This is a genomic window from Pseudomonas frederiksbergensis (assembly GCF_001874645.1).
GTDB classification, from domain to species: Bacteria; Pseudomonadota; Gammaproteobacteria; order Pseudomonadales; family Pseudomonadaceae; genus Aquipseudomonas; species Aquipseudomonas frederiksbergensis_B.
Window position 1 is genome coordinate 2,986,635 of the sequence record NZ_CP017886.1, and the last position, 24,809, is coordinate 3,011,443.

At 56.9% G+C, this 24,809-nt stretch carries 21 protein-coding genes and 2 pseudogenes; 8 read left to right on the top strand and 15 right to left on the bottom strand.

Features of this window, described 5'->3' with window-relative positions; all coding sequences use genetic code 11:
• Nucleotides 1-8: 8 nt before the first annotated feature.
• The 3 genes from BLL42_RS14350 to folE2 are packed head-to-tail and all read right to left on the bottom strand — an operon-like array spanning nt 9 to nt 2,436.
• Nucleotides 9-875 (bottom strand): metal ABC transporter permease, encoded by an 867-nt coding sequence (locus BLL42_RS14350; RefSeq protein ID WP_071552692.1) that lies wholly within the window; start codon nt 873-875, stop codon nt 9-11.
• Nucleotides 875-1,543, bottom strand: coding sequence for a metal ABC transporter ATP-binding protein (locus tag BLL42_RS14355; protein ID WP_071552693.1), 669 nt, complete (start codon nt 1,541-1,543; stop codon nt 875-877). Before BLL42_RS14355 ends, BLL42_RS14350 begins: the two co-directional genes overlap by 1 nt.
• Nucleotides 1,540-2,436 (bottom strand): GTP cyclohydrolase FolE2, encoded by an 897-nt coding sequence (gene folE2, locus BLL42_RS14360; RefSeq protein WP_071552694.1) that lies wholly within the window; start codon nt 2,434-2,436, stop codon nt 1,540-1,542. The genes BLL42_RS14355 and folE2 overlap by 4 nt, the downstream gene beginning before the upstream one ends.
• Before the next feature lie 86 nt (nt 2,437-2,522).
• On the opposite strand from folE2, the gene BLL42_RS14365 reads away from it, so the two are divergent.
• Nucleotides 2,523-3,734, top strand: a complete 1,212-nt coding sequence (locus tag BLL42_RS14365) for an N-acetylmuramoyl-L-alanine amidase (RefSeq protein ID WP_071552695.1) — start codon at nt 2,523-2,525, stop codon at nt 3,732-3,734.
• Here BLL42_RS14365 and BLL42_RS14370 read toward each other — a convergent pair.
• Nucleotides 3,731-4,108: a glutamine synthetase gene (locus BLL42_RS14370; RefSeq protein ID WP_071552696.1), complete on the bottom strand. Its 378-nt coding sequence runs from the start codon at nt 4,106-4,108 to the stop codon at nt 3,731-3,733. The genes BLL42_RS14365 and BLL42_RS14370 overlap by 4 nt on opposite strands.
• 146 nt (nt 4,109-4,254) lie before the next feature.
• Here BLL42_RS14370 and BLL42_RS29670 point away from each other — a divergent pair.
• The 3 genes and pseudogenes from BLL42_RS29670 to BLL42_RS14380 form a co-directional block, all read left to right on the top strand.
• Nucleotides 4,255-4,326, top strand: a pseudogene (locus BLL42_RS29670) (RNA polymerase-binding protein DksA); the annotation flags it as partial.
• Between the two features lie 27 nt (nt 4,327-4,353).
• Nucleotides 4,354-5,562 (top strand): zinc metallochaperone GTPase ZigA, encoded by a 1,209-nt coding sequence (gene zigA / locus BLL42_RS14375; RefSeq protein WP_071552697.1) that lies wholly within the window; start codon nt 4,354-4,356, stop codon nt 5,560-5,562.
• Nucleotides 5,562-6,203, top strand: a complete 642-nt coding sequence (locus BLL42_RS14380) for a DUF1826 domain-containing protein (RefSeq protein WP_071552698.1) — start codon at nt 5,562-5,564, stop codon at nt 6,201-6,203. The genes zigA and BLL42_RS14380 overlap by 1 nt, the downstream gene beginning before the upstream one ends.
• Before the next feature lies 1 nt (nt 6,204).
• Here the strand turns inward: BLL42_RS14380 and BLL42_RS14385 are convergent, their stop codons facing one another.
• Nucleotides 6,205-6,561 carry an NADH:ubiquinone oxidoreductase gene (locus tag BLL42_RS14385; protein WP_071552699.1) on the bottom strand — a complete coding sequence of 119 codons (357 nt, stop codon included), beginning with the start codon at nt 6,559-6,561 and terminating at the stop codon, nt 6,205-6,207.
• Nucleotides 6,562-6,588: 27 nt separating this feature from the next.
• On the opposite strand from BLL42_RS14385, the gene BLL42_RS14390 reads away from it, so the two are divergent.
• Nucleotides 6,589-7,560: a CobW family GTP-binding protein gene (locus BLL42_RS14390; protein WP_071552700.1), complete on the top strand. Its 972-nt coding sequence runs from the start codon at nt 6,589-6,591 to the stop codon at nt 7,558-7,560.
• Nucleotides 7,561-7,573: 13 nt separating this feature from the next.
• On the opposite strand, the gene BLL42_RS14395 is transcribed toward BLL42_RS14390, so the two are convergent.
• The gene (locus tag BLL42_RS14395) at nt 7,574-7,972 is read right to left on the bottom strand and encodes a DUF3301 domain-containing protein (RefSeq protein WP_071552701.1); all 399 of its coding nucleotides are present in this window, start codon (nt 7,970-7,972) and stop codon (nt 7,574-7,576) included.
• Between the two features lie 115 nt (nt 7,973-8,087).
• On the opposite strand from BLL42_RS14395, the gene pdxY reads away from it, so the two are divergent.
• Nucleotides 8,088-8,960, top strand: coding sequence for a pyridoxal kinase PdxY (pdxY, locus tag BLL42_RS14400; RefSeq protein WP_071552702.1), 873 nt, complete (start codon nt 8,088-8,090; stop codon nt 8,958-8,960).
• Between the two features lie 92 nt (nt 8,961-9,052).
• Here the strand turns inward: pdxY and BLL42_RS14405 are convergent, their stop codons facing one another.
• A complete protein-coding gene (locus BLL42_RS14405) occupies nt 9,053-9,535 on the bottom strand; it encodes an acyl-CoA thioesterase (RefSeq protein ID WP_071552703.1) in 483 nt (160 codons plus the stop codon).
• Nucleotides 9,536-9,798: 263 nt separating this feature from the next.
• Here BLL42_RS14405 and BLL42_RS14410 point away from each other — a divergent pair, with 263 nt between their 5' ends.
• Entirely contained in the window at nt 9,799-11,562 is a 1,764-nt protein-coding gene (locus BLL42_RS14410; RefSeq protein ID WP_071552704.1) for a cation:proton antiporter, read from the top strand.
• Nucleotides 11,563-11,583: 21 nt separating this feature from the next.
• Here BLL42_RS14410 and BLL42_RS14415 read toward each other — a convergent pair whose 3' ends face one another.
• The 4 genes from BLL42_RS14415 to uvrD all read right to left on the bottom strand — a co-directional run bounded on the left by BLL42_RS14415 (nt 11,584) and on the right by uvrD (nt 15,933).
• Nucleotides 11,584-11,991 (bottom strand): SMI1/KNR4 family protein, encoded by a 408-nt coding sequence (locus BLL42_RS14415; protein WP_071552705.1) that lies wholly within the window; start codon nt 11,989-11,991, stop codon nt 11,584-11,586.
• A 136-nt stretch (nt 11,992-12,127) separates the two neighbouring features.
• Nucleotides 12,128-13,000 carry a Tim44 domain-containing protein gene (locus BLL42_RS14420; protein ID WP_071552706.1) on the bottom strand — a complete coding sequence of 291 codons (873 nt, stop codon included), beginning with the start codon at nt 12,998-13,000 and terminating at the stop codon, nt 12,128-12,130.
• Between the two features lie 177 nt (nt 13,001-13,177).
• Nucleotides 13,178-13,618, bottom strand: a complete 441-nt coding sequence (locus tag BLL42_RS14425; RefSeq protein ID WP_071552707.1) for an EamA family transporter — start codon at nt 13,616-13,618, stop codon at nt 13,178-13,180.
• Nucleotides 13,619-13,749: 131 nt separating this feature from the next.
• Complete coding sequence (gene uvrD, locus BLL42_RS14430) at nt 13,750-15,933, bottom strand: DNA helicase II (RefSeq protein ID WP_071552708.1); 2,184 nt, start codon at nt 15,931-15,933, stop codon at nt 13,750-13,752.
• 261 nt (nt 15,934-16,194) lie between these two features.
• Between uvrD and BLL42_RS14435 the strand changes: the two genes are divergently transcribed.
• Nucleotides 16,195-19,062, top strand: a complete 2,868-nt coding sequence (locus BLL42_RS14435) for a putative bifunctional diguanylate cyclase/phosphodiesterase (RefSeq protein WP_071552709.1) — start codon at nt 16,195-16,197, stop codon at nt 19,060-19,062.
• 59 nt (nt 19,063-19,121) lie between these two features.
• On the opposite strand, the pseudogene BLL42_RS14440 reads toward BLL42_RS14435, so the two are convergent.
• From BLL42_RS14440 to BLL42_RS14450, 4 genes and pseudogenes are all read right to left on the bottom strand, one after another.
• A pseudogene (locus tag BLL42_RS14440) lies at nt 19,122-19,434 on the bottom strand (hypothetical protein).
• 455 nt (nt 19,435-19,889) lie between these two features.
• Nucleotides 19,890-20,318 (bottom strand): hypothetical protein, encoded by a 429-nt coding sequence (locus BLL42_RS29675; protein ID WP_129586954.1) that lies wholly within the window; start codon nt 20,316-20,318, stop codon nt 19,890-19,892.
• A gap of 37 nt (nt 20,319-20,355) precedes the next feature.
• Nucleotides 20,356-22,980 carry an RHS repeat-associated core domain-containing protein gene (locus tag BLL42_RS14445; protein WP_071552710.1) on the bottom strand — a complete coding sequence of 875 codons (2,625 nt, stop codon included), beginning with the start codon at nt 22,978-22,980 and terminating at the stop codon, nt 20,356-20,358.
• Nucleotides 22,981-22,997: 17 nt separating this feature from the next.
• Nucleotides 22,998-24,476, bottom strand: a complete 1,479-nt coding sequence (locus BLL42_RS14450; RefSeq protein ID WP_081427306.1) for a DUF6531 domain-containing protein — start codon at nt 24,474-24,476, stop codon at nt 22,998-23,000.
• Nucleotides 24,477-24,809 lie beyond the last annotated feature (333 nt).

Sequence of the window (24,809 nt, forward strand, 5' to 3'; positions counted from 1 at the left end):
GAAACACCTCATTGGGATGTGAGCGAAGGCGGGCGGCGCAGTAAACCGTGCACCGGACCGAACACCACGGACAGCAGGTACAACGCGCCGGCCACCAGCACGATGGCCGGGCCACTGGGCAGCGAGTAGTAGAACGACAGCAACAGACCGAGCCATACCGAGAGGCAGCCGAGCAGCCCGGCGATGGCCATCAGCATCGGCAAGTGGCGGCTCCAGAAGCGTGAAGCGGCGGCCGGTAACATCATTAAACCGACCACCATCAGTGCACCGATGGCCTGGAAACCGATCACCAGATTCAGCACCACCAGGGTCAAAAACACACCGTGGGCCAACGGGCCAAGACGGCTGACGGTTTGAAGAAATAACGGGTCAAGGGTGTCCAGCAGCAGTGGCCGATAGATCAGCGCCATGGCGATCAGGCTGATCCCCGAGACCCACAGCATGCCGGTCAACGTCGGGCCGTCGACGGCCAACGCCGAGCCGAACAGCAGGTGGAGCAAGTCGAGGCGTTTTCCGGCGATCCCCAGAATCAACACGCCGCTGGCCAACGAGATGGGGTAGATCGCCGCGAGGCTTGCATCCTCCCGAAGACCGGTGCGGCGGGTGATCCATGCCGCCAATCCGGCCATACTCAGGCCGGCGCCGAGGCCTCCGATGGTCAGCGCTGGCAAGCTCAAACCGGCGAACCAGAACCCTAACGCGGCACCGGGCAAGATGCCGTGAGCCACGGCGTCGCCGATCAGACTCATACGCCGCAGGATCAAAAACACCCCAAGCGGTGCAGTGCTGCAAGCCAATACCAGACCGCCGATGAGGGCTCGGCGCATGAACACGAATTCGTGGAAGGGTTGCCAAAGTTGCGCAGCGACGAGCATTACGCCACCTGCGTGTGTGGTTGCTGGAGAATCAGTTCACGGCTCGGCGCCAGGGCGCAGCCAGTGTTTTTGATCAGCAATGCTTGAGGCATGTGCTGTCGAACCGCAGCCAGGTCATGACACACCACGACCAGCGTTCGGCCTTCGTTGTGCCAGGTGTGGATGTGTTTCCACAGCAGCGCCTGGCCGAGGTCATCCAGCGCTGCGTGAGGCTCGTCGAGCAACAACAGCGGCGTCTCGGCGAGGCTCAAACGGGCGAGCAGGGCGCGTTGCAATTCGCCGCCCGACAACGCCATCAATGGGCGTTGCTCCAAACCGTTCAAACACCAGTCATTCAGCACGCTGTCGAGGCGTTGGCGGCGAACGTCTGGCGCTTGTTTGCTGCCCCAGAATCCGGCGCTCACCAACGCTTGGAGGCTGATGGGGAACTGTCGGTCAAGGTGCTGTTGTTGTGGCAAAAAAGACAAACCACCCCGTGGTGAAACATCGAGGACGACTTTGCCCGCTAACGGTTTTTGCAGGCCTGCGATGACTTTCAGCAAGCTGCTTTTACCCGAGCCGTTGGCGCCGATTACTGCCGTCAGGCTACCAGTGGGCAACTCGACATCGACGGGGGGCGTCAGTGGTTGGCCGGGTGCACCCCAGCGGAGTCCTTGGCAACGAATCATGCGGCCTCCCAGTTCCAACGACTTTCGGCGACCGCATCGTGGGCGTGCAGACTTTCGGCGTGAACCACGCGCAATTGAAATGCCTTGATGCCGGACGAGCGTTTCAACGCCAGATTCAAACGTCGTGCAGCGTCTTCGCAGAACATCAGGTTTTGACCGTTAGCGAGAGCGAAGGCTTGTTCGTCGGCGCGTTTGACTGCGGTTTGAACGGCGGTGCCGAGCGCGGCTTCGGCGTCGTTGATCGCCGCGATCAAGGGCAGATCGTCCAGATAGTCATCCAGTCGTAGCCGCAATTGCGCACTGCTGCGTTGACTGTGCGGCGTCGCGACGATGCCTTTCGAAGAGCCGAGCCAAGCCAGAATGTCAGCGTGCTGCAATGGTTTGTTGGCGAAGTCGTCGATGAACTGCTGCTGAATAAGTTGTCTCGAAAGTGCAGCTGAACAGGGGCACGTGGACGAGTAAGACACCTCAATTTTTAGTTCCACGTGGAACACTGCGTTTTCAAAACGTGCTTCGACGGTGATCGGATAGCTTTTCCAACCGGCCAAAGGGCTGATCAAGGCTGGGCGTTTGAGCAGTAAATCGGCGTGAATGCGCAGGTAAGCGGCATTGGATAAACCCTTGTGGCTGTCGAGGAAGCGTTGCAGAACGTGCCGCAACAGCGCCGGGGTTAGGTTTTCCTGTTCAAGCATTTCCAGCGCCAGATACAGCCGCGACATATGGATGCCGCGCGCTTCGCCATCATTGAGACTGACGCCTGCGTCGGCTCTCGCGCTTAATCGCTGGCCGTCGAACACAACAGGAAGAGCAATGCCGCACATGCCCACCCATTCGAGTGGCAAGGCTTGGCGTGAGGCCTGCGCGGCGATATCCGGCAGAGTCAGCGCATTCATGAGCAGGTCCATCGTTGGAAATGTTTTGCCATGTTATATTATAACAATAAAATCGACGATGCCTTTTTCTCGAGCGGTCTTTCACTATGCACAGGCGACAATTGCTCAAACTGTTGTTGGCCAGCGCTGCGCTGGTTTTACCTTTCGGCGCGTCGGCGACGCAGATCCGCAATGCGCGGCTCTGGCGTTCGGATGACAAGCTTCGCCTGGTACTCGATCTGAGCGGACCGGTGCAGTACAAAACCTTCTCGTTGAGCGCGCCCGAGCGACTGATCATCGACTTGAGCGGTGCGCAACTCAGCGGTGACTTCAGCCAATTAGCGCTCACCAACACGGTGATTCGTTCGATTCGTTCAGGGCACTTCGGGCAAGGCATTACGCGGATCGTGCTCGACCTGACTGGCCCGGTGCGACTCAATAGTTTTCAACTGCCGCCACAGGACGGGCAGGGCCATCGCCTGGTGCTCGACCTGCTCAGCGCGGCGCCTGCGCAGATCGCTGCGGCTGCGCCTTTTGTTCAGCGTGAAACACCGCTCGGCAAGGCTCATCCCAAGCGCGACATCATCGTCGTGGTTGACCCCGGCCACGGTGGTAAGGACCCCGGCGCGATTGGCGCCAAAGGCGAGCGCGAGAAAGACGTGGTGCTGTCCATCGCACAATTGCTGGCCAAGCGTTTGAAGCGCGAGAAAGGTTTTGATGTGAAATTGGTGCGCAACGACGACTTCTTCGTGCCGCTACGCAAGCGCGTGGAGATCGCCCGTACGCACAAGGCCGACATGTTCATCTCGGTGCACGCTGACGCGGCGCCACGGCTCACGGCGTCTGGCGCTTCGGTTTACGCATTGTCCGAAGGGGGTGCGACTTCGGCCACGGCGCGCTTCATGGCGCAACGGGAAAACGGTGCCGACTTGCTGGGTGCGACCAGTCTGCTCAACTTGAAGGACAAGGATCCGATGCTCGCCGGAGTGATCCTCGACATGTCGATGAGCGCCACCATCGCCGCCAGTTTGCAGCTCGGCAACTCGGTGCTCGGCAGCCTGGCGGGCATTACTACGCTGCATCAGAAACGCGTGGAGCAGGCCGGTTTTGCAGTGCTGAAGTCACCGGATGTGCCATCGATTCTGGTCGAGACCGGCTTCATGTCCAACGCCCGCGACAGTCGGCGGCTGGTAACGGCGCGGCACCAAAAGGCGGTAGCCGACGGTCTTTTTGAAGGTTTACAGCGCTATTTTCAGAAGAATCCGCCCGTGAACAGCTACATGGCCTGGCAGCAGTCGCAGCAAAAATCGCAGGTCTAGCAGCCAGTCAGTCGGCTACAGGTGAATTTGCCGCTGGAACCGCCGGAGCTGGAAAACCGATTAAGGGTGGTCCAGCCAACGCGGCGGCTGTAACCGACCCAGGCTTCGCCGTCGGACGCCAAACCGGTGAAGAACGTCAGTTGGCCGTAACGGCTGCTGGTCTGCGCCCAGTAGCGTTTACCGCTCACTTCAAACCCGCGCATGTAGGTCGTACTGCCCGCCGTGGCGACGCTGTAAGCATTGCCGTCGGGGTCCACGCAGGCCAGCAGATTGGCGCTGCGCGTGCACTTCGCCAGGCTCGGTGCCTGCGCGCAAGCGTTTGCCGCGGCCAACAGCGAAAGGCTTAACAGCGTGCATTTCAAGGCGTTATGCATAGGTTTTCTCGTGGTGCGAACGGGCTCAAGCATTGCGCCCTTCGTCGTTGGGAGCAAGAGGGGATTGGCTTATTTGTGTTGTTATACTATAACATAAAACGGTTGCCTGACCTGTGATCCGCCCCTGACGGAACAAGAACTCCTCGCCCACCGCCACCCTGTGTATCGAAGCCAAAGAACGTGAAGAGCTGCGCGAACGCCATCAACGGGCGATTTGACCGGCTACTCCTGATGAGGAATACCTGATGCCCAATCGTCTCCCCGTTACCGTGTTGTCCGGCTTTCTCGGCGCCGGCAAAAGCACGCTGCTCAACTACGTACTGCGCAACCGCGAGAACCTCCGGGTTGCGGTGATCGTCAATGACATGAGCGAAATCAATATTGACGGCAGCGAAGTTCAGCGCGATGTCACCTTGAACCGCGCCGAAGAAAAACTCGTCGAGATGAGCAACGGCTGCATCTGCTGCACCTTGCGCGAAGACTTGCTGGAAGAGGTCAGCAAACTGGCCAGGGACGGTCGCTTCGATTACCTGCTGATCGAGTCCACCGGCATTTCCGAACCTCTTCCCGTGGCGGAAACGTTCACCTTTCGCGACGAGGAAGGCCAAAGCCTGGCCGACATCGCGCGGCTCGACACCATGGTCACGGTGGTCGACGGGATGAATTTTCTGCTCGATTATCAGGCCGCCGAAAGCCTCGCTTCACGAGGTGAAACCCTGGGCGAAGAAGACGAGCGCTCGATCACCGACCTGCTGATCGAGCAGATTGAATTCGCTGACGTATTACTGATCAGCAAGATCGATCTGATCAGCAGCTCGGAGCGCGAAGAGTTGATCGCAATCCTCAAACGGCTCAACGCTCAGGCGCACATTATCCCGATGGTCATGGGCGAAGTACCGCTGAAACAGATCCTCAACACCGGCCGCTTCGATTTTGAAAAAGCCTCCCAAGCGCCGGGTTGGTTGCAGGAGTTGCGCGGCGAACATGTGCCGGAAACTGCTGAATACGGTATCGCTTCAATGGCTTATCGGGCACGTCGGCCCTTTCATCCGCAGCGCTTCTTCAGCTTCATCAATCGTCCATGGGTGAATGGCAAGTTGTTGCGCTCCAAGGGTTTTTTCTGGTTGGCCAGCAAGCACCAGGACGCCGGTAGTTGGTCCCAGGCCGGTGGTTTGATGCGTCACGGGTTCGCCGGTCGCTGGTGGCGTTTTGTGCCGAAAGCGCAGTGGCCGCAGGATCAGGAAAGTACTACAGCGATCATGGAGAACTGGACATCCGTCACGGGTGATTGCCGTCAGGAACTGGTGTTCATCGGTCAGAACATTGACTTTGCCCAACTGACTGCACGCCTCGACAACTGCCTGCTCAACGATGACGAAATGTCCTTGGGTGTCGAAGGTTGGCGTCTGATGGCAGACCCGTTTGGTCCATGGCTCGAAGAGGAGGCGGCCTGATGTTAGCGCCGAGCCTGAAAGCGCACCCGGTGGTTCGTCAGGTACAGGGCCAAACCCCTGACGTCTTCACGCAGATACTTGAAGACGGCACCAACCTGGCGCTCTGGCAGCGCTGTTTGCCGGCACACATCGCCGACTTCGGCACCTTGTTGTTATCGCTGAACGAACCGCTGGCCGAGTCGTTGGTGGTGGAGTTGGCGACTGACGACGCTGATCCCGATCTGCGCGGCCTGGCCGAAAGCTTCAGTGACTTGGAGGGCTATGAAGGCTTTATAGCCGATGTTTCATGGTTGGTCAGCGCGTTTGCCTGCTTGCTCGGCGCGACGCGTATCGGCTTGCGTTTGCGGGTGCTGGATAACGCCATGTGCCCGCGTTTTCATGTTGATCATGTGCCGGTGCGGCTGATCACCACCTACGCCGGCATCGGCAGTCAGTGGCTCAGAGAGGGCGCCATGGATCGTAAGAACCTGGCCAGCGTGGAGGGCGAGCCGCAGGACTGTGAGCAAATGGCTTGTGGTGAAGTGGCGTTGCTCAAGGGCGAAAAATGGTACGGCAACGAGGGCTTCGGGTTGATTCATCGTTCGCCGCAACCGGCACCGGGTGAGCGCCGGCTGATTCTGACCCTCGACTGGCTCGCGTGACTCAAGGCGTGAGCCAAGCGCCCTGGCTTTGGCTTTCGCAATACGGTTTCAGGTACGCCGCGTCTGTGGCCACGCCGTAATAGTGAATATCCTGCCGGTAAGGCATATTGGCGACTTGAGCGTTGTTGCACACACCGAAGGCGCCGCTGGGGCATTGCTCGAGGAATGCGACTTCGACCTTCTGCCCCGCGAGGTTTGGCTGACAGAAGCCGTCATGGAACATCTTTTCCGGGATGTTGCGGTTCTGTTGGCAGACTTTGACGTCGAGCCGCTCCGCCTGACTATGAACCACGCAGGCCTGGGCCAGCGCCTCGCCCGAAGCGAAGGCTAACAGCAACGGCAAGCCGATCAGTCGCATCCTTTTTCTCCCAAGAAGCCGTCGAACATGTTGCAGAACATTCCCACTCACGTCATTGCCGGACCGTTAGGCGCCGGCAAGACCAGCCTGATCCAGCATCTGCTGACGCAGCGGCCGGCGAACGAGCGCTGGGCGGTGCTGATCAACGAGTTCGGCCAGATCGGTCTCGACGCCGCGCTGTTGACCACCGGCGCCGATGGTATCGCACTGGGTGAAGTGGCTGGCGGCTGTTTGTGTTGCGTTAATGGTGCGCCGTTTCAGATCGGCCTCGGGCGGTTGCTGCGCAAATCACGGCCGGATCGCTTGTTTATCGAACCCTCGGGGCTGGGGCATCCGGCGCAACTACTCAAGCAATTAAGCGAAGCGCCGTGGCAGGGGGTGCTGGCGATTCAGCCAAGCGTTCTAGTGCTCGACGCGCAAGCACTCGCTGCCGGAAAACCACTGCCAGAAGCGCAACAGCAAGCGCTACCGAGCGCCGGTCTGTTGCTGTTGAACAAGGCCGAGCAACTGAACGACGAACAGCGCCAGCGCATCACTGCGCAATTGCCAGAATGCCCGCTGTATTGGACGCAGCAGGGCACTCTGGCGTTGAGTGACTTGCCGGGCGTGCACAGTCGATCGGTTGAGGGTGTGGATAACTTCAGTGTGCCAAAAGGTCTGGCGCAAATGCCGGCAGTCTGGACTGATCCGACGCAGCCGATTTGCCTGAGCCAGCAGCAGGAAGGTGGCTGGAGCATCGGTTGGCGTTGGTATCCGGGACAGTCGTTCGACCTTTCACTGATCCAGGCCTACCTGGAGGCGCTGGAGTGGCGCCGGGCCAAGCTGGTTATCCACAGCGCCGAGGGGTGGGTTTCGGCCAATTCGCTGGATAACGCTGCGCTGCACTGGCAACCCAGTGAATGGCGCCAGGATTCGCGCATCGAGCTTATTTTCGATAAGCCACAGGATGCCGAATCACTACAGAGGAAACTCGCGAGTTGCCGGGTGAACCTGATTTAACGCGGTTCAGGGCTCAGTTACGCGACTTGTTGTGGTCCTGGCGCCATTGACTCAGCTCAATCACTTCAGCGCTGGGCAGCACAGGTTTTTCCTCGAATGGAAACGGGTAGGGCGCCAGTTCGATCTGCGCGCTGTGGGCGCCGAACTGGGTGATGGTGCCTGTATGACGCGTTTCGCCAGTCACGGTGAACTCAAAGTTATACACACGGGCCAGACGTCGTCGCCCGTTGGCGTCCTTCACGAAGCCGATTTTTTTCAGCGCCACATTGCCGTCGAGCAATTCGATGTCGAGTTTGGCGCAATGCCGCTTGACCCGTTCCAGGGCCCTCTCACGCAAGCCATGGTTGTGCCACAGCCAGGCGGCACCGGTCGCCAGCAGCATCAGCACGAAGATATTTCCAAGGGTCAGCATGAACAGTGCTCCAACAAATTAGTGTCAGCTTAACTGTGTCTCTGGTCTGTCGTACAGGCTCCGTTTAGTCGCATACTGCGCGGCTCGAATTTCAATCGTTTTACGGAAATCCCGCATGAAACGTACTCCCCATCTGCTCGCCATCCAGTCCCACGTGGTTTTCGGTCACGCCGGCAACAGCGCCGCGGTTTTCCCGATGCAGCGGGTCGGGGTGAACGTCTGGCCGCTCAATACCGTGCAGTTTTCCAACCACACTCAATACGGTCAGTGGGCCGGTGAAGTGCTGGCGCCGCAGCAGATTCCCGAGCTGGTGGAAGGCATCGCGGCCATTGGTGAGCTGGGCAACTGCGACGCCGTGCTGTCCGGTTACCTGGGCAGTGCAGCTCAAGGACGGGCGATCCTCAGCGGCGTTGCACGCATCAAGGCGATCAACCCCAGCGCCTTGTACTTGTGCGATCCGGTGATGGGGCATGCGGAGAAAGGCTGCATCGTGCCGGCTGAAGTCAGCGACTTCCTGCTGGATGAAGCGGCAGCGGTGGCGGATTTCATGTGCCCGAATCAGCTGGAGCTGGACAGTTTCTCCGGTCGTAAGCCGCAGTCATTGTTCGATTGCCTGGCGATGGCCCGCGCGCTGCTGACGCGTGGCCCGAAGGCGGTGCTGGTCAAGCATCTGGACTATCCCGGCAAATTGCCGGACAGCTTCGAGATGTTGCTGGTGACGGCCGAAGGCAGTTGGCATCTGCGTCGTCCATTGCTGGCGTTTCCACGTCAGCCGGTGGGCGTGGGCGACCTGACGTCGGGCCTTTTCCTGGCTCGGGTGTTGTTGGGCGACAGTTTGGTCGCGGCCTTCGAATTTACGGCGTCCGCAGTGCATGAAGTACTGCTGGAAACCCAGGCCTGCGCAAGCTATGAGCTGGAACTGGTGCGCGCCCAGGACCGTATTGCCCATCCTCGGGTGAGGTTCGAGGCGACGGCGATCAGCTTGTAGTCCGGTCGCGGCGCAAAGATCGCAGGCTGCGCCAGTTCCTACATAGGAATACGTATCCCTGTAGAAGCTGCCGCAGGCTGCGATCTTGTGCTTTAAGCGTCAGCCTTTATTTCGCGATAACGCTGATCCAGTTCCTGACGAATCTGTCGGCGCTGTTTGGCTTGGGCAAATCGGCGTTTATCTTCGCTGTTCTGCGGTTGCAACGGTGGGACGGCCGCTGGTTTGCGCTGATCGTCGACCGCAACCATGGTGAAGAAGCAGCTATTGGTGTGACGCACCGAGCGCTCGCGGATGTTCTCGGTCACTACCTTGATACCCACTTCCATCGAGGTGTTGCCGGTGTAGTTGACCGACGCCAGAAAGGTCACCAGCTCACCGACATGGATCGGTTCGCGAAAGATCACCTGATCCACCGACAGGGTTACCACGTAGCGCCCGGCATAACGGCTGGCGCAGGCGTAGGCGACTTCGTCGAGGTATTTGAGCAGGGTGCCACCGTGGACATTGCCAGAGAAGTTGGCCATGTCGGGGGTCATCAATACCGTCATCGACAGCTGGGCGTTTCCGGGTTCCATAGCACACTACTCACGGTTCAAGGCTGGGATTTCGGGAGCACCTCTGTGGGTGCCTGGCGGGCTTTTCAAAACCACCGTTAACGGGACGCCGCACCGATGGCGGCCGTCACGCCCGGATCGATCTGTTTCCATATATTGCACCGCCTTTGCGCCCGAAGTCGCGGTGTTACCCTTCAAAAGCCCGCCTCAAGGGCCCTTTCATCCGATCTGGTAACCACCCAACGACTTAACGCCTTCGGCACACCCGCTTAGGAGCCTTCGCCATGCATGCCATCAGTTTTATTCAGGATCTGGCAGTGATCATGCTGGTTGCAGGTGTGGTGACCATTGTTTTTCATCGGCTCAAACAGCCGGTCGTCCTGGGCTATATCGTTGCTGGTTTCATCATTGGCCCGCACACCCCGCCGTTCGGGCTGATCCACGACGAGCAAACCATCAAGACCCTCGCCGAACTCGGGGTGATTTTCCTGATGTTCTGCCTGGGCCTGGAGTTCAGTTTGCGCAAGCTGTTCAAGGTCGGCGCCACGGCGTTCATTGCGGCGTTCCTGGAAATTGTGCTGATGATCTGGATCGGTTACGAAATCGGCCGCTGGTTCGACTGGAGCACCATGGATTCGCTGTTCCTCGGCGCGATCCTGGCGATTTCCTCGACCACCATCATCGTCAAGGCGCTCAACGACTTGAAGATGAAGAATCAGCGCTTTGCCCAGTTGATCTTCGGCGTGTTGATCGTCGAAGACATCCTCGGAATCGGCATCATTGCCTTGCTCTCGAGTATCGCCGTCAGCGGCACCGTGAGCTCCGGCGAAGTGTTTTCCACCGTCGGCAAACTCTCGCTGTTCATGATCGTCGCGCTGGTGGTCGGCATCCTGTTGGTGCCGCGTTTGCTGGCCTATGTGGCGAAGTTCGAAAGCAATGAAATGTTGCTGATTACCGTGCTTGGCCTGTGTTTTGGCTTTTGCCTGCTGGTGGTCAAGCTTGAGTACAGCATGGTGCTCGGCGCGTTTCTGATCGGCGCGATCATGGCCGAATCCCGGCAACGGGTGAAAATCGAGCGCCTGATCGAGCCGGTTCGCGACATGTTCAGCGCCATCTTTTTTGTCGCCATTGGTCTGATGATCGATCCGCAGATTCTTCTTCAGTACGCCTGGCCGATTGCGGTGATTACCGTCGCGGTGGTGCTCGGCAAGATGCTCTCTTGCGGCCTTGGGGCGTTTATCGCCGGTAATGACGGACGCACCTCACTGCGAGTCGGTATGGGCCTCTCACAGATTGGCGAATTCTCTTTCATCATCGCGGCGTTGGGCATGACCCTGCAGGTCACCAGTGATTTCCTCTACCCGGTGGCGGTCGCCGTCTCGGCCATCACCACCTTGCTGACGCCCTACCTGATCCGGGCTGCCGACCCGCTTTCATTGAAGCTGGCTGCGGTCATCCCACAGCGCCTTGGCCGTGTGCTGGGGATGTATGGGGAATGGCTACGCAGCATTCAGCCGCAGGGCGAAGGTGCGCTGCTGGCGTCGATGATTCGGCGGATTTTGCTGCAGGTCGGGGTCAATCTGGCGCTGGTGGTGGCGATTTTCTTTTCAGGCAGTTTTTTTGCCGAGCGGATTTCCAGCTACCTGCACACCTGGATCAGTGATCCGAGCTGGCAGAAGGCGTTGATCTGGGGCGGGGCATTGCTGCTGTCGCTGCCGTTCCTGATTGCCGCCTACCGCAAGCTCAAGGCGCTTTCGATGCTGCTGGCAGAAATGGGCGTGAAACCGGAAATGGCCGGCCGCCACACGCAGCGAGTGCGTCGGGTGATCGCCGAAGTGATCCCGATTCTCTCGCTGCTGGTGATTTTTCTGCTGCTGGCAGCCTTGTCGGCCAGTATCTTGCCGACCAACAAGCTGCTGGTACTGATCGTCGTCGTAACCGCTGCGGTGGCGGCCCTGCTTTGGCGATGGTTTATCCGCGTGCACACGCGGATGCAGGTCGCCCTGCTGGAAACCCTGGATAACCACAAGGATTCGTCCGGGCATTGACCCAGCGGGGCGTCAAGCAGATCAGCTTTCCAGCCAGACGTCCCGCGCCCAGTGCCACACTGATTCCCAGGTCTCTTCGGCCAGCAGCTCTTCCTCGGCCAGCCACAGCACCACGGTGCCGTCTTCTTCGACCAGGTAATAGTTGTCACCGTCCTGGCAGATCGGAATCATGCTGCGATCAACGCCTGCGTCCCAGGCATTGGCGGCAACGTCCGGCAGGTAGGTGTGCGATTGCGGGTCGGTGACGGTCACCGGCTCCAGGCTGCCGTAAACGACGTCGCTGACGGTCAGCAGGAATTCTCTGAAGACGAACGGGATATCGATGAACAGTTGTTCTTCGATTTCCACCAGTTGGTCTTCGTCAGGCAGCTCCAAGGGCACCGGTACCGGTTCGTTGGCTTCTCGCAGTTGTTCGATGATTTCTTCCACGTCCGGGATCCTCTTGCTCAATGGCGCGGTTTAGTTGGGGCGGTTTATACAGTAGCTTGCTATAGATGCAACCGCGAAATAGAAAACCCCGGACAAGTCCGGGGTTTTTATTACAGCATGCGAAACGAGAACGGTATTAGCCGTTCTGACGGATACCGGCTACCAGCCAAGGCTGGTTTTCGCCCTGCGGACGCTCCATGTTCCAGCTCTCGCTGAACACTTCGCCCTGGTCGAAACGCGAGTTTTTCGACACACCGCTGAAGGTCAGGGTGGCGATGGTCTTGTCTGCGCGATCATCCACGCCGTCCAGCTGAACGGTAAGGTTGTCGATGTAGGTGGACTGGAAGCCGTCACCCAGATCGGCACGTTCGCGCTTGAGGAACTCCAGCATTTGCGGGGTCACGAACTCGGCGATCTTGTCCATTTCGTTAGCGTCCCAGTGCTGTTGCAGGGACTGGAAGTGGCTGCGTGCGGCTTCAATGAAGCGCTCCTCGTTGAACCAGGCCGGAGCGTTGATCACCGGGCGAGCGGCAGCAGGAGCAGCCGAACCGCCGAAGATCGAACCCATGGCCGGCTTCTGTTCGTACACTTCACGCTGCATTGGCGCGCCCGCAGGAGCCATGTGCTCTTGCTGCTTGCGGCGACGAGCGGCGATGAAGCGGAAGATCACGAACGCGATGACCGCCATGATCAGGATGTCGAAAAACTGCATGCCCTGAAAGCCGCCGCCCATGAACATGGAGGCCAGCAGGCCGCCGGCAGCGATACCGGCCAGAGGGCCGAGCCAGCGCGAAGCACCGCCGGCTTTGGCGGCAGCGCCTGCGGCACCCGCAGCACCAGCGGTCGCGGCAGCAGAACCCATGCCGGAAGAAGCCGGCGCCATTTGGCTGGTCTGGTGGGTAGGCGCAGCGCCTACGCTTTTGCCGCCACCGAAGCGCTTGGCGTTGGCGTCGAGGCTCATCGTCAGGCCGATGCACAACGCCAGGGCGATGCTAAGAAAACGTTTCATAAAGGGAATTCCCATTTGTGGATGGCACGCGCGCCATGTTGCACAGGTGAAGTGACACTGGCTAGCGGCAGAGTGTTTCGGGCTTTTGCCTGACAGGCTGCGTTCAGCTCCGTCGGTACAAGGCGGCGCGTGTACTTTTGTCTGTAGGACAAGTGGATTGGTTTTGCGGGAAGCCGCTTAACGCCGCAACGCCAACATCACCACGCCCGCCGTGATCAGACCGATTCCGCCCCATTGGCGCAGGTCGAGCCGCTCACCCAGCAACACTACGCCCAGCACGGCCACCAGCACCACACTGAGTTTGTCGACGGGTGCTACCAACGAGGCTGGCCCAAGTTTCAGCGCACGGAAGTAGCAAATCCACGAGGCCCCGGTTGCCAGGCCAGACAGCAGCAGGAACAGGTAGCTCTTGGCGGATATCGATCCTAATGACTGATATTGGCCCGTTGCGTACAAAATCAAGGCCAAGCTGACCAATACCACGATCGTGCGCAGCAGCGTGGCGAAGTCGGAATTGACGTTTTCGATGCCGACCTTGGCGAAAATCGCGGTCAGCGCCGCGAATGCCGCCGACAACAGGGCCCAGAATGTCCAGGAAGAAAAGAAGCCTGAGCCCATGTGTAATCCTCTAAGTTGATCGTTCCCACGCCGGGTTCGGGAATAAATCAAAAGATCGCAGGCTTCGCCAGCTCCTACATTAGCTTGCGTGGACCTGTAGGAGCTGCCGCAGGCTGCGATCTTTTAAGCCGTTAGATGGCTTCTAGCTTGGCGTAGCCGAGCATCAGCCACTTGCTGCCTTCGCTGAAGTTCACTTGCACCCGGGCCTGCGCGCCGGCGCCTTCGAAGTTGAGGATCACCCCTTCGCCGAAGACCGCGTGTTGCACTTGCTGGCCGAGGCTGAACGCGGTTTCCGGGATTTCCGTACCGGCGAACAGGCTGCTCGAACTTTGTTTCTGGCCGCCACCGAACGGACGGCTGACGCTGTTGGACAGCCGCACTTCCTGGATAAGGCCTTTAGGCACTTCGCGTACGAAGCGTGAAACCTTGTTGTAGGTCTCGCTGCCGTACAGGCGTCGGGTTTCGGCGTAGGTCATTACCAGGTTTTGCATGGCCCGGGTGATGCCGACGTAGGCCAGGCGGCGTTCTTCTTCAAGGCGGCCGGGCTCTTCCAGGCTCATCTTGTGCGGGAACAGACCTTCTTCCATGCCCACCAGGAACACGTAAGGGAATTCCAGGCCTTTGGCGCTGTGCAAGGTCATCAGCTGAATGCTGTCTTCGTGCTCGTCGGCTTGAGTGTCACCGGCCTCCAGCGAGGCGTGGCCGAGGAACGCGGCCAGCGGCGTCAGGTCTTCGTCTTCTTCGGCACTTTCAAAGTTGCGCGCCGCGCTGACCAATTCCTCGAGGTTTTCTACCCGCGCCTGACCTTTCTCGCCTTTTTCCGCTTCGTGATAGGCGATCAGGCCGGACTGCTCGATGACTGTCTGAGTCATCAGGTGCAGCGGCATTTCGGCGGTTTTGGCTGCCAGGTTCTCGATCAACTCGATGAACGCACCCAGAGCGCCGGCTGCGCGCCCGGTGAGACCTTTATTGGCCACCAGCTGACGCATGGCTTCCCACATCGACACATCGCTGTGACGAGCGTGATCGCGGATCGCTTCGACAGTTTTTTCGCCGATGCCACGGGCCGGAACGTTGATCACCCGTTCCAGCGCCGCATCGTTGCCACGACCTTCGAGCAAGCGCAGGTAGGCCATGGCGTTCTTGATTTCAGCCCGTTCGAAGAAGCGCTGGCCGCCATAGATGCGGTACGGAATGCGCTCACGCAGCAAAGCTTCTTCCAAAACTCGCGATTGGGCGTTCGAGCGGTACAAAATCGCGATATCGCTGCGGGCCATGCCGGTTTTCAGCGCACTTTCGATGGTTTCCACCACGTAGCGTGCTTCGTCATGTTCGTTGAACGCGGCATACAGGTTGATCGCTTCGCCTTCGCCGCCGTCGGTCCACAGCTCTTTGCCCAGACGCCCGGTGTTGTTGGCGATCAAGGCGTTGGCGGCCTTGAGGATCCCGGCAGTGGAGCGGTAGTTCTGTTCCAGTCGAATGACTTCCGCGTCCGGGAAGTCGGCCGAATACTGGTGAATGTTCTCGATTTTCGCGCCGCGCCAGCCGTAGATCGACTGATCGTCGTCGCCCACCACCATCAGGCTGTCGCCGCCCTTGGCCAGCAGTCGCAACCAGGCGTACTGCACGGCGTTGGTGTCCTGGAATTCGTCCACCAGCACATGGCGGAAACGCTTCTGATAATGCGCCAGCAGGCCCGGATGGTCGCGCCACAGGTCGAGGGCGCGCAGCAGCAGTTCGGAGAAGTCGATAACGCCCGCGCGCAGGCACGCGGCCTCATAGGCTTCATAAATGCTGCGCATGGTGGCCAGGAACAGATCGCCGCTGGCTTGAATATGTTGTGGGCGCAGGCCTTCGTCTTTCTGCCCGTTGATGAACCACTGAGCCTGTCGCGCCGGCCAGCGCTGTTCGTCGAGGCCCAGTTCACGGATCACCCGCTTGACCAGACGCTGCTGGTCATCGCTGTCAAGGATCTGGAAGGTCTGGCTCAGGCCGGCTTCCTGCCAGTGCGCCCGCAGCAAGCGGTGCGCCAGGCCGTGGAAGGTGCCGACCCACATGCCGGCCGGGTTGATACCCATCAGCTGCTCGATGCGATGGCGCATCTCGGCGGCGGCCTTGTTGGTGAAAGTCACCGACAGGATTGAGTGTGGCGAGGCGTTCTCGACCTGGATCAACCAGGCGATACGGTGCACCAGCACACGGGTTTTACCGGAACCAGCACCGGCCAGGACCAACTGACGACCCACGGAGGCCGCTACGGCCTGACGTTGGGCATCGTTGAGGGAGTTCAGCAGAAGGGAGAGATCATCGCGCATCGGGGCATTCTAGGGCGCCGCGCCACACCGGGCAAACCGAGCTTTGCATTAACCGATGAAAGAAACGCGGGGGACGACCGGTCGGTCATCCGCTGCAAGCCTTGATGGGCCGCGCTTTTGTGGTTTTGAACAGTGGCAACGGGCCATTTGCTTTGTCGATTTTCTGATCTGGAGCAGTTTGGTCCGGGCCATTGCTTGTGTATGCTCCGTCGACGTTTCGGGCTCACCACGCTCATTAATATAAGAACAAGAATATCGCCTATGACCCTCAGTCCCAGCCTGTCGGGCCCTTCTGTGGAGCCGCGGGTTATCCGCAAACAGTACGCCATGGAGATGGCGGTCGAACGCACGCGACTGCTGTATCAGGGCTCGTTGCTGCCCACGTTGTTCATGTTGATCAATGGTCTGGTCTGCGCCGGGCTGCTCTGGAGCCCGCAGCGCTACTTCCTGGTGAGCGTCTGGCTGGTCTGGCTGCTGTCGCTGGTGGCGTTGCGGGTGATTCAGGTCGCGGCCTTCGATTCGGCGATGCCCAGCCGTCAGGCGCAGCCAGTCTGGCGCCGAATGTTTTTGCTGGGCTCGGCCATGAGCGGCCTGACCCTGGCTGCCGCCGGCATTGCCCTGGTGCCCACCGACAGCTTTCTGCAACAAGCCTGGGTGTTCGGCCTGATCGGCGCGGCGACCCTCTCGGCGAGTGTCGCCTATGCGGTGAGCTTGCCGGCCTTCCTGTCGTTTACCTTGCCGTGTCTGTTACCGGCGATCGGTTATTTATTCTGGGGCGGCGATGAACAGCAGCAGGGATGGGGCTGGCTCGGGCTGATTCTGTTGGGTTCTCTGAGTGTGGTCGCGTGGCAGGTCAACCGGCTGATCCAGCACGGTTTGATGCGGCGCTTTCAGAATCAGGCGCTGATCGAGCACTTGCAGCAGGCGCAAAGTCGCAGCGAGCTGCTTAATCAGGAACTGGCGCGTGAAATCGAACAGCGCCGCCATGCCGAAGAAGAGCTGCGTGAGGCCCAGGTCGGTCTCGAAAGCCGGGTGGCCCAGCGTAGCCGCGAACTGGATGCCGCCAACCAGGCCCTGAGCAAGAGCGAAGCACGGCTGGCGCTGGCGTTGAAGGCCAGTGAACTGGGGCTCTGGGACTGGAACCTGCAAACCGATGAGGTGCATCACACCCAACTCAAGGAGTTGTTCGGTATTGAGCCGGAATTCGTCACGGCGATGCTGAGTCACTTGAAGCCGCGGTTGCACCCGCAGGACTTGCCGCCGCTGCGGCGGGCGCTGGTGGAGCATTTGAAGGGTCGCACCGAGGATTATCAGATCGAGTACCGCGTGCGCCACGGCGATGGCCACTGGGTCTGGATCGAAGACCGCGGCCGGGCAGTGGAGCGGGGTGCCAACGGGCGGGTGATCCGGATGGTTGGCACCCGGCGTGACATCAGCGTCAGCAAAGGGCTTGAAGAACAGCGGCAACTGGCGGCGACGGTGTTTGAAGCGGCCAGCGAAGGCATTGTGATTTTCGACCCGAATTACGCCTTGATTGCGGTCAATCAGGCGTTCAGCCGGGTTACCGGGTATCAGATTGAAGATTTGTTGGGGCGCAATGTGGTCGAGTTGCCGTGCAGTCGCGACGCGCGGCGGCACTACTCGGCAATCCATCAGGCACTGGATCAACACGGTAGCTGGCAGGGCGAGTTGGTGGAGGCGCGCAAAAACGGCGAGCTCTATCCGCAGTGGCAGCAACTGAATGTGGTGCGTGATGTTCGAGGAAATGTCAGCCACATCGTCGGCTTCTTCGCTGATCTATCCGCGCGTCGCGAATCCGAAGAGCGCATGCGCTACCTGACCCATTACGATGAACTGACCGGGCTGGCCAATCGCTCGTTGTTTCGCGAGCGCCTGCATGAAGCCCATCAACGGGTGCGCCAGGGCGGCCGGAGTCTGGCGCTGCTGCACATCAACCTGGACCGTTTCAAATTGCTCAACGACAGCCTCGGCCATGAAGTCGCCGATCAGATGCTGCAGAAAATGGCTCGGCGTCTGGTCAACGCATTACCGGAGGCGGACACCATTGCACGTTTGTCCGGCGACGAGTTCGCGGTACTGTTCGACGCTTATGGCAACCTGTCGAGTCTGGCGCGGGTCGCCACCCGACTGTCGACCAAGCTGCGCTTGCCGCTGACCGTTGAAGGCCATGAGCTGGTGGTCAGTGCATCAATGGGCATCAGCATGTTGCCGGACAACGCGCGGGAAATTTCCGCGCTGGTCAGCCAGTCAAACATGGCCATGCAACACGCCAAGCACCTGGGCGGGAACAATTTCCAGTTCTACACCGACAGCCTGCAAGCCAGCACCCTTGAGCGCTTGCAGCTGGAGAACCACCTGCGCAAGGCCATCGAAGAAAAGCAGCTGAAGGTGTTTTACCAACCGAAACTCTGCCTCGCGACTGGCCGCTTGAACGCCGCTGAAGCGCTGGTGCGCTGGGATCATCCGACCATGGGTCGGGTGCCGCCGGGAGACTTCATCGGTCTGGCGGAAGAGACAGGGCTGATCGGGCCGATCGGTGAATTCGTGCTGCGCCAGGCTTGCTGGCAAGCGTGCGAGTGGCAACGTCAGGGGCTGGAGCCGATTCGGGTTTCGGTCAATCTGTCGGTCCACCAGTTGCGTCAGGGCAAGCTGGTCAGTCTGGTGCGCCAGGTGCTTGAAGAAACTGGCCTGGCGCCGCACTACCTCGAACTGGAGCTGACCGAAAGCCAGTTGCTGGACAGCGTCGAGCACATCATCGCGACCTTCCAGCAGTTGCGCGACCTCGGCGTGAAACTGGCGATTGACGATTTTGGCACGGGGTATTCTTCGCTGAGCTACCTCAAGCGCATCCCTGTGGATTACGTGAAGATCGATCAGGCGTTTATCCGTGGGTTGGGTGAGGGTGGTGAAGACGCGGCGATCACCCGGGCGATCATTGCCATGGCGCATGGGCTTTCGCTAAAAGTGGTGGCAGAAGGTGTGGAGCGTTCGGAGCAGCTTGAATTCCTCAAGGCCGAGTTGTGCGATGAGGTGCAGGGTTACCTGATTAGTCGCCCGGTCGAGGCGCAGGCACTGGCGGTTTTGCTGCAAACGCAAGGCATACACTGAAAGCTGGTCGCAAAGTCGCGCCTTCCCGTCACATGCGTGACGGGAAGGCGTTCAGGCTTTTAGTCCGTAATCATCACGTCTGTAATATGGTGAATTAGTTCGCCTTTAAAAAATGCTCACGCCGGTGACATGGGAGTCACCCGGTGCTTTATATTAAACAAGTTTATCTGACTCGACTTGCAGAGAAACTTCATTGGAAGTTTAAAGTTTCAACTCCAGTCGCAGATCAAAGGATTTATCTTGAATATCAGTCATTACCAGTTTTGGCGTAATGCCTGGGTGTGCAACGGTTACGGTGCCGAAGGTGCGGAAAGATGCGGCGCCTGGCATCCGGTCAATCTGTGCGGTCCAGTCTTTGGTTTTAATGCTCATAGCGTGTAACTCCTGTAATTAGGTTTATTGCGTCCTGCACTAGCAATATATACAGCTTTGTTGTGGTGCAAGAGGAAAATTAACTTGAGTTTGTAAGATAATATTGTTCGGGTGCTGGCCTATGAAAATTCTGATATCCCTCATGTGATATAAGCTTCAAGGTGGTTATTTGACCATGATATGTATTTCAGCCCCTGATAGTTTATTAGATGTCTACGGTTATCGCTTCCGATTTTTTCTGGATATAGCTTGAGCACGGACTCCGATGTCTTGGGGATGTAGGTTATTGAAGATAAGCGCCCATTGATGAATCGAAATTGGGCAGCTCCAATACTTGTTTCGCCATGAACGCTATAGTTTCTTATTTCAAATTTCTGTCGATCAAATTTTTCTTTAAATAGGCCTCTGCTTTTAGGTCATAGCGTTTTACGTATTACATTTTGTGTGCAGGTGAGTCACCACCAAGATGGTGGATGTAGTGATGCATTGAAGCCAAGAGATTTTAAATTACTAAGTAGAGTAGTATCTTTAACCAAGATCATTCCTTCGTGACCTATTATGCATGCTTGCCACTCAGGACTTTTAAGGCTGTAGACACATAGGCTGTCGCAGTTTTTCGCTATGAAGTTTTTTTCTTGCGTGATTTTATTTATTAATGTGCCGGTTAGTCGGAGTCTTTGAGTGCACCTCGTGATGCCACCACTCTTGTAAGTTGTAACTGGAATTGCATTGACAGTGGTTGATGCAAAAATACTTTCGCCAATTATGCTATCAATGCTCGACTCTGGATACAGCCAGATCACTAGCTCGATGGATTCCTGATTCGCAAGCTCAGAGATCAAGTGTGTTCGTCTCTCGAAGCTACTTTCTTCAATATAAATCATTTTACTTTCCTTTAGTAATTCAGGCCTGACCTGAGTTTTAACACTCTCTAGGCACGCCCTCCATTGGATCAGGGAGGCGTTGTGGATTTATCCTTTCCAACGTTTCAGGAGAAAGTGGGATTAGTATTAAAGGAATTTTTAGATTCCAGTTGAACTTGTCGTTTATCTTGTCTTTTATTTGTTGGGGCGGTTCCTTTCCGTGTCGTATAGATCCGTCCTTATTTACCGCATTCTTCCGCGGGTCGGATTTATCTCCCCAATGAACATGTTCCTTGCCACCATTGTGTGATTCCACTCCACTACCAAGATTGGGTTTGGTGAGGCCGTATGGGTCAAAGAAGCTAATTGGATTTCCCTCAACATACCCATAGGTGTTAAGGCCGCCATTCAGCCCAATCGGATCACTTTGGACATAGCGCCCCGCTTCCGGATCGTAATCCCGGAAATAGTTATAGTACAGCCCGCTCTCAGCATCGTAATACTGGCCAGGAAAGCGGAGGTTCAAGGTCAGGCTGCCGCTGGTTTCTCCGGCGCCAAAGGCGTCGGATTTCCATTGCCATATGGTGTGCTGACTGGCGTTGGTGGCGATACGCGGTGTGTTGAGGTGATCGCTATGGATATAAAACGAGGTGCTGTTTGCGAGTGCGCCTGTCGCGTCGTAGTTAACGCTGACTCCACCTAATGGCAGACCCTCGAGCCAGACATAGTATTGACTCGTTAGCTTGTTGCCTTGGCTGTCGAACAGGGTTTCGCCCAACAGTTGCCCATCAGGTCCGTAGAGGAATGTGGTCACACTTTGCGGCGTGATTTTCTGGGTGCGCTGACCCAAAACGTTGTAGCGAAACTCGGCCAGGGTCAGGTCGCCGTTTTTCACGCTGCTCAGGCGATTTTGTTCGTCGTAGGTCAATTGACGATCAGCGCGGTCTTGGGTCAGATTGCCCGCTGCATCAGCGATGACCACTTGGTCGTCGATTTGAGTCAAACGGTTATTGCTGGCGTCATACTGGTAAGTAGTGACGGCACTCTCTTGCACCTGACCTTCGATTAGCGGCGCGAGGGTTTTGTCGGTTCGATTGCCCACCGCGTCATAGGTGAAGGTCTGCTGTCGGCTGGCATCTGTCTCTTCTGTCAGGCGGTCCAACGCGTCGTAGCTGTAGTTCAGTTCGCCGAACAGGTTGCTTTGTATTTGGGTGATGTTGCCGTTGGCATCGTAGTCATACAGGTTGCTCCAGCCGGCGACGATTTGTGCTGTCAACCGATAGTCCTGGTCATAGCTACGTTCAAGCGTGGCGCCGTTGGTCCAGGTCAGGCTTTTAAGCGGGCCGAAGGGGAGATAAGCAAGGTTGCTGGCGAAGCTGATCGGTTCATCTGCGCCAAGCCGCATTTGCACCTGGCTGACCTGCCCGGCGGAGTTGCGCAGGTAGTCGATGCTGAAGCCCGTCGGATAGTCGATACGGATCAGTCGATTGGCTCCGTCGTACCCATAGCCGAGGTTATCGGACCGAGCGACTTCGTTCGTTGTCAGGAGATGCCGTTGCCCTGTGAGGTTGCCTTGCTCATCGTAGGTGTAACTCAGCACACCATTGCTGTCTTCTACCCCAGTTAATCGGCCGCTGCCTTTGTTGCCCTCGGCCATCGCGTCGTAGTGGAACTGGGTATCCAGTTGTGGTTTGGCCGGATAACGGCGAGCAGTCAAACGATTGAGGGCGTCGTAGGTGAAAAGCGTAACGACGCCGCGGGCATCAGTCTTCTGTGTGATGTTGCCAGCGGCGTCATGCTTGTAGATGTGGGTGCCGCTGTCGGGGCTGACCAGATGGGTCAGATTGCCGAGGCCGTCGTATTGATATCGAGTGATCACTCCGCGCGGGTCGTGTACGTGTGTGAGGTTGTCTTGGGCGTCGTATTCAAAACGAGTGGTGCCGTTTAGCGGGTCGGTGTTCTTCACTAACCGGTCGAGCGGGTCATAGGCTCTGCTATTGCTGTCATTGCGAGGGTTGGTAGCGACGGTGGGATTATCGTTCAGGTCGTACTGCAGGCGACGGGTCTGACCAGCAGCACCCACTGAGTGCAGCAAGCGACCCAGTTCGTCATATACCCATCGATGCTGTTTCGTCAGATTGCCCGCACTGTCTTTCAGGCGTGTTGCGGTGCGATTGCCCATTGGATCAACATCGAATTCGACTCGCTCTTCCAGGCTATTGGTTATACGAGTGAGCCGCCTGGCGTCGTCCCAGGTGTAGGCCAACCAGCTACCGTCACCACGAATCAGCTTGGTGATATCACCGACAGCGTTGTATTCGAATTGTATTGTGCTGTTTTCGATACTGACTGACGTTAACCATCCTTGGGGCGCATAGGTCAGGGTTGTGGCGACTCCATTTGGATCAATGATGGTCTGGGGATTTCCCATATAGTCGAAATTTGACAGCTCAGTGATGTGCCCAAGGGTGTTGGTAACGCGCGTCAGATTGCCTTCTGTGTCGTATTCGTAGTGAGTTATATCGTTAACATCGGTTCGCGGTCCATCCGAGTACTCGAGCAAGCCTTTAGCATTGTAGGTGAATGACCAGCCGCGCTCCGGTGCTTGCCAAAAGGGCACGGTAACAAGAGTGCCCCCCACCGCTAGCGCTAACAACCCTACCCTAAATATACGTGTGTTCATGATCAGATCCTTCTGAATCAACGTGAGATAACAGTTTTACTAAGTTGTCGTCCTTGGGCGTCATAGGTGTACTGGATTAGCCGGTTCGGTTCGGTGATGCGCACGGGAGAAAACAAAGTCGGGTGCCACTCGGTGGCAATAGTTTTGGCGTCGGGTGTCCCGCTGGCTTCTGTTCTGGAAGTTTCCAGTCTCCGGTCGTTATAGGAGTAAGTTGTAATATTGCCGTTGTTGTTTGTTTTCGTTTTTAGATTGCCACGATCATCGTATGTGAAGGACGAATTACTATCAGGGCAGTTCGCGGAGGGTAAACCTTTAATTGAAATGATATGTTTGACGTTTTGAATAAGGTCAAACTTATAATGAGTGGATTTTCCTAGCGCATTGATGATGGTGGTTGACCCGTCGTTGTTGTAGTTGACCAGCATTCTATCCGCAGCTGCTCCGTGCTCACTTGAAATGGCTCGTCCTTGACCATCATAACTCCAGCTGGCGTAACGAATGCCGCGCTCATCAATTATGCCTGTCAGTAGCGTGGGGTTTCTCTCATCTTCGTATAGATAATCTTTTTTATCGCCGCCGTCTTCATATAAACGAGTAACGCGTTTTAATTGTTTGTATTCGTTGTAGGAGTAATCAATTGTGACATTCTGGGATTCAAGCTTTACAGGTTGCCCGCGGGGATCTTCAGTTATTTTGATGTGGGTGCCGTATTCATCAGTAACAGTTATATAATTTTTGTCCTGCTTTATGTGTTGCAGCGCCCCTAGATACTCGATGGCGAGTAGTTTTCCTCTATCATCGAAGTCATAAAAATGGTTGTCTTTCGACTGATAGCGCCAGCGATTTCCCTTGCGAGCTAAAAATCCCTGTTCGGGGTGTTGGACGGATAGATTTGGTTCTGATCTGTCAAACGTTGAGGTTGTCCCGTCTGCATTAAAAAGCGCTATGATCTCAGAATTTATATCAAGTCGATAATTATAACTGTGTGTCCACAGGCCATTTGCACTTGTATAGGTTCTAGAGAATCTGACTGAATTAGGCTTGTGTTTGTTTTTAGGGGGCGCGAAATCTGTTTCTATTTGAATTTTTTGCCCGGTTGAAAAGTTTATAGGGTTTCCAGCGATGCTAGAGGGGCAGCTTCCGCCAAAGGTTTTAATTTCGCACTGTCCGGTTAGTGAGTTGTATTTTTTGCCTTGCTCACAGTTTTCCCCTGAGCGTACAAGTCCTATCGCACCCATGTAATCTCCATCGGAGAAAAACATAGGGCACACCCAGGTATTCTTTTCTTTTCCGGATTGTGCTGGCGTGTAAACCCATGTAGCGTCATATTCTTTATATAGCCATCTACAAACTGAATCTGGGGAGGAATGCTCTGGCTGCTGATTATGTGGAATATCTTGTTCATTTACCTTCCAGTGATACCCCTGCGCTTGTAATTCACGGGTTGTTGCGAACGTTAAAAATAAAAAAAGGCCATTGTATATTTTGGTTGCCATATAGACCTTCCTTGGTCGTATTTTAGATTGCTAGATGTATGCTGTCGTTATAACAAGTTTGGAATTTTTTGTATTGGCCTGAAATAAAATGTATATAACAAATTTGGTAGCATATATGCCGTCATACATTTCTTGTTGTTTCTATATGCAACACAAGGCGGAGCTTCTATAGGGCGGTTGATTACGATGGACATTTTGATACTTGTCTCTGTTTTGCCAAGATCAGCGTGGGCTGAAGCCCTTATGAGATTACCAGCACCCGTTTCGCCCATGGGTGAGGATCGCTACATGGAGCGCCTATGGCCAAAACAAAGGGCAGAAGGACCATTCAGT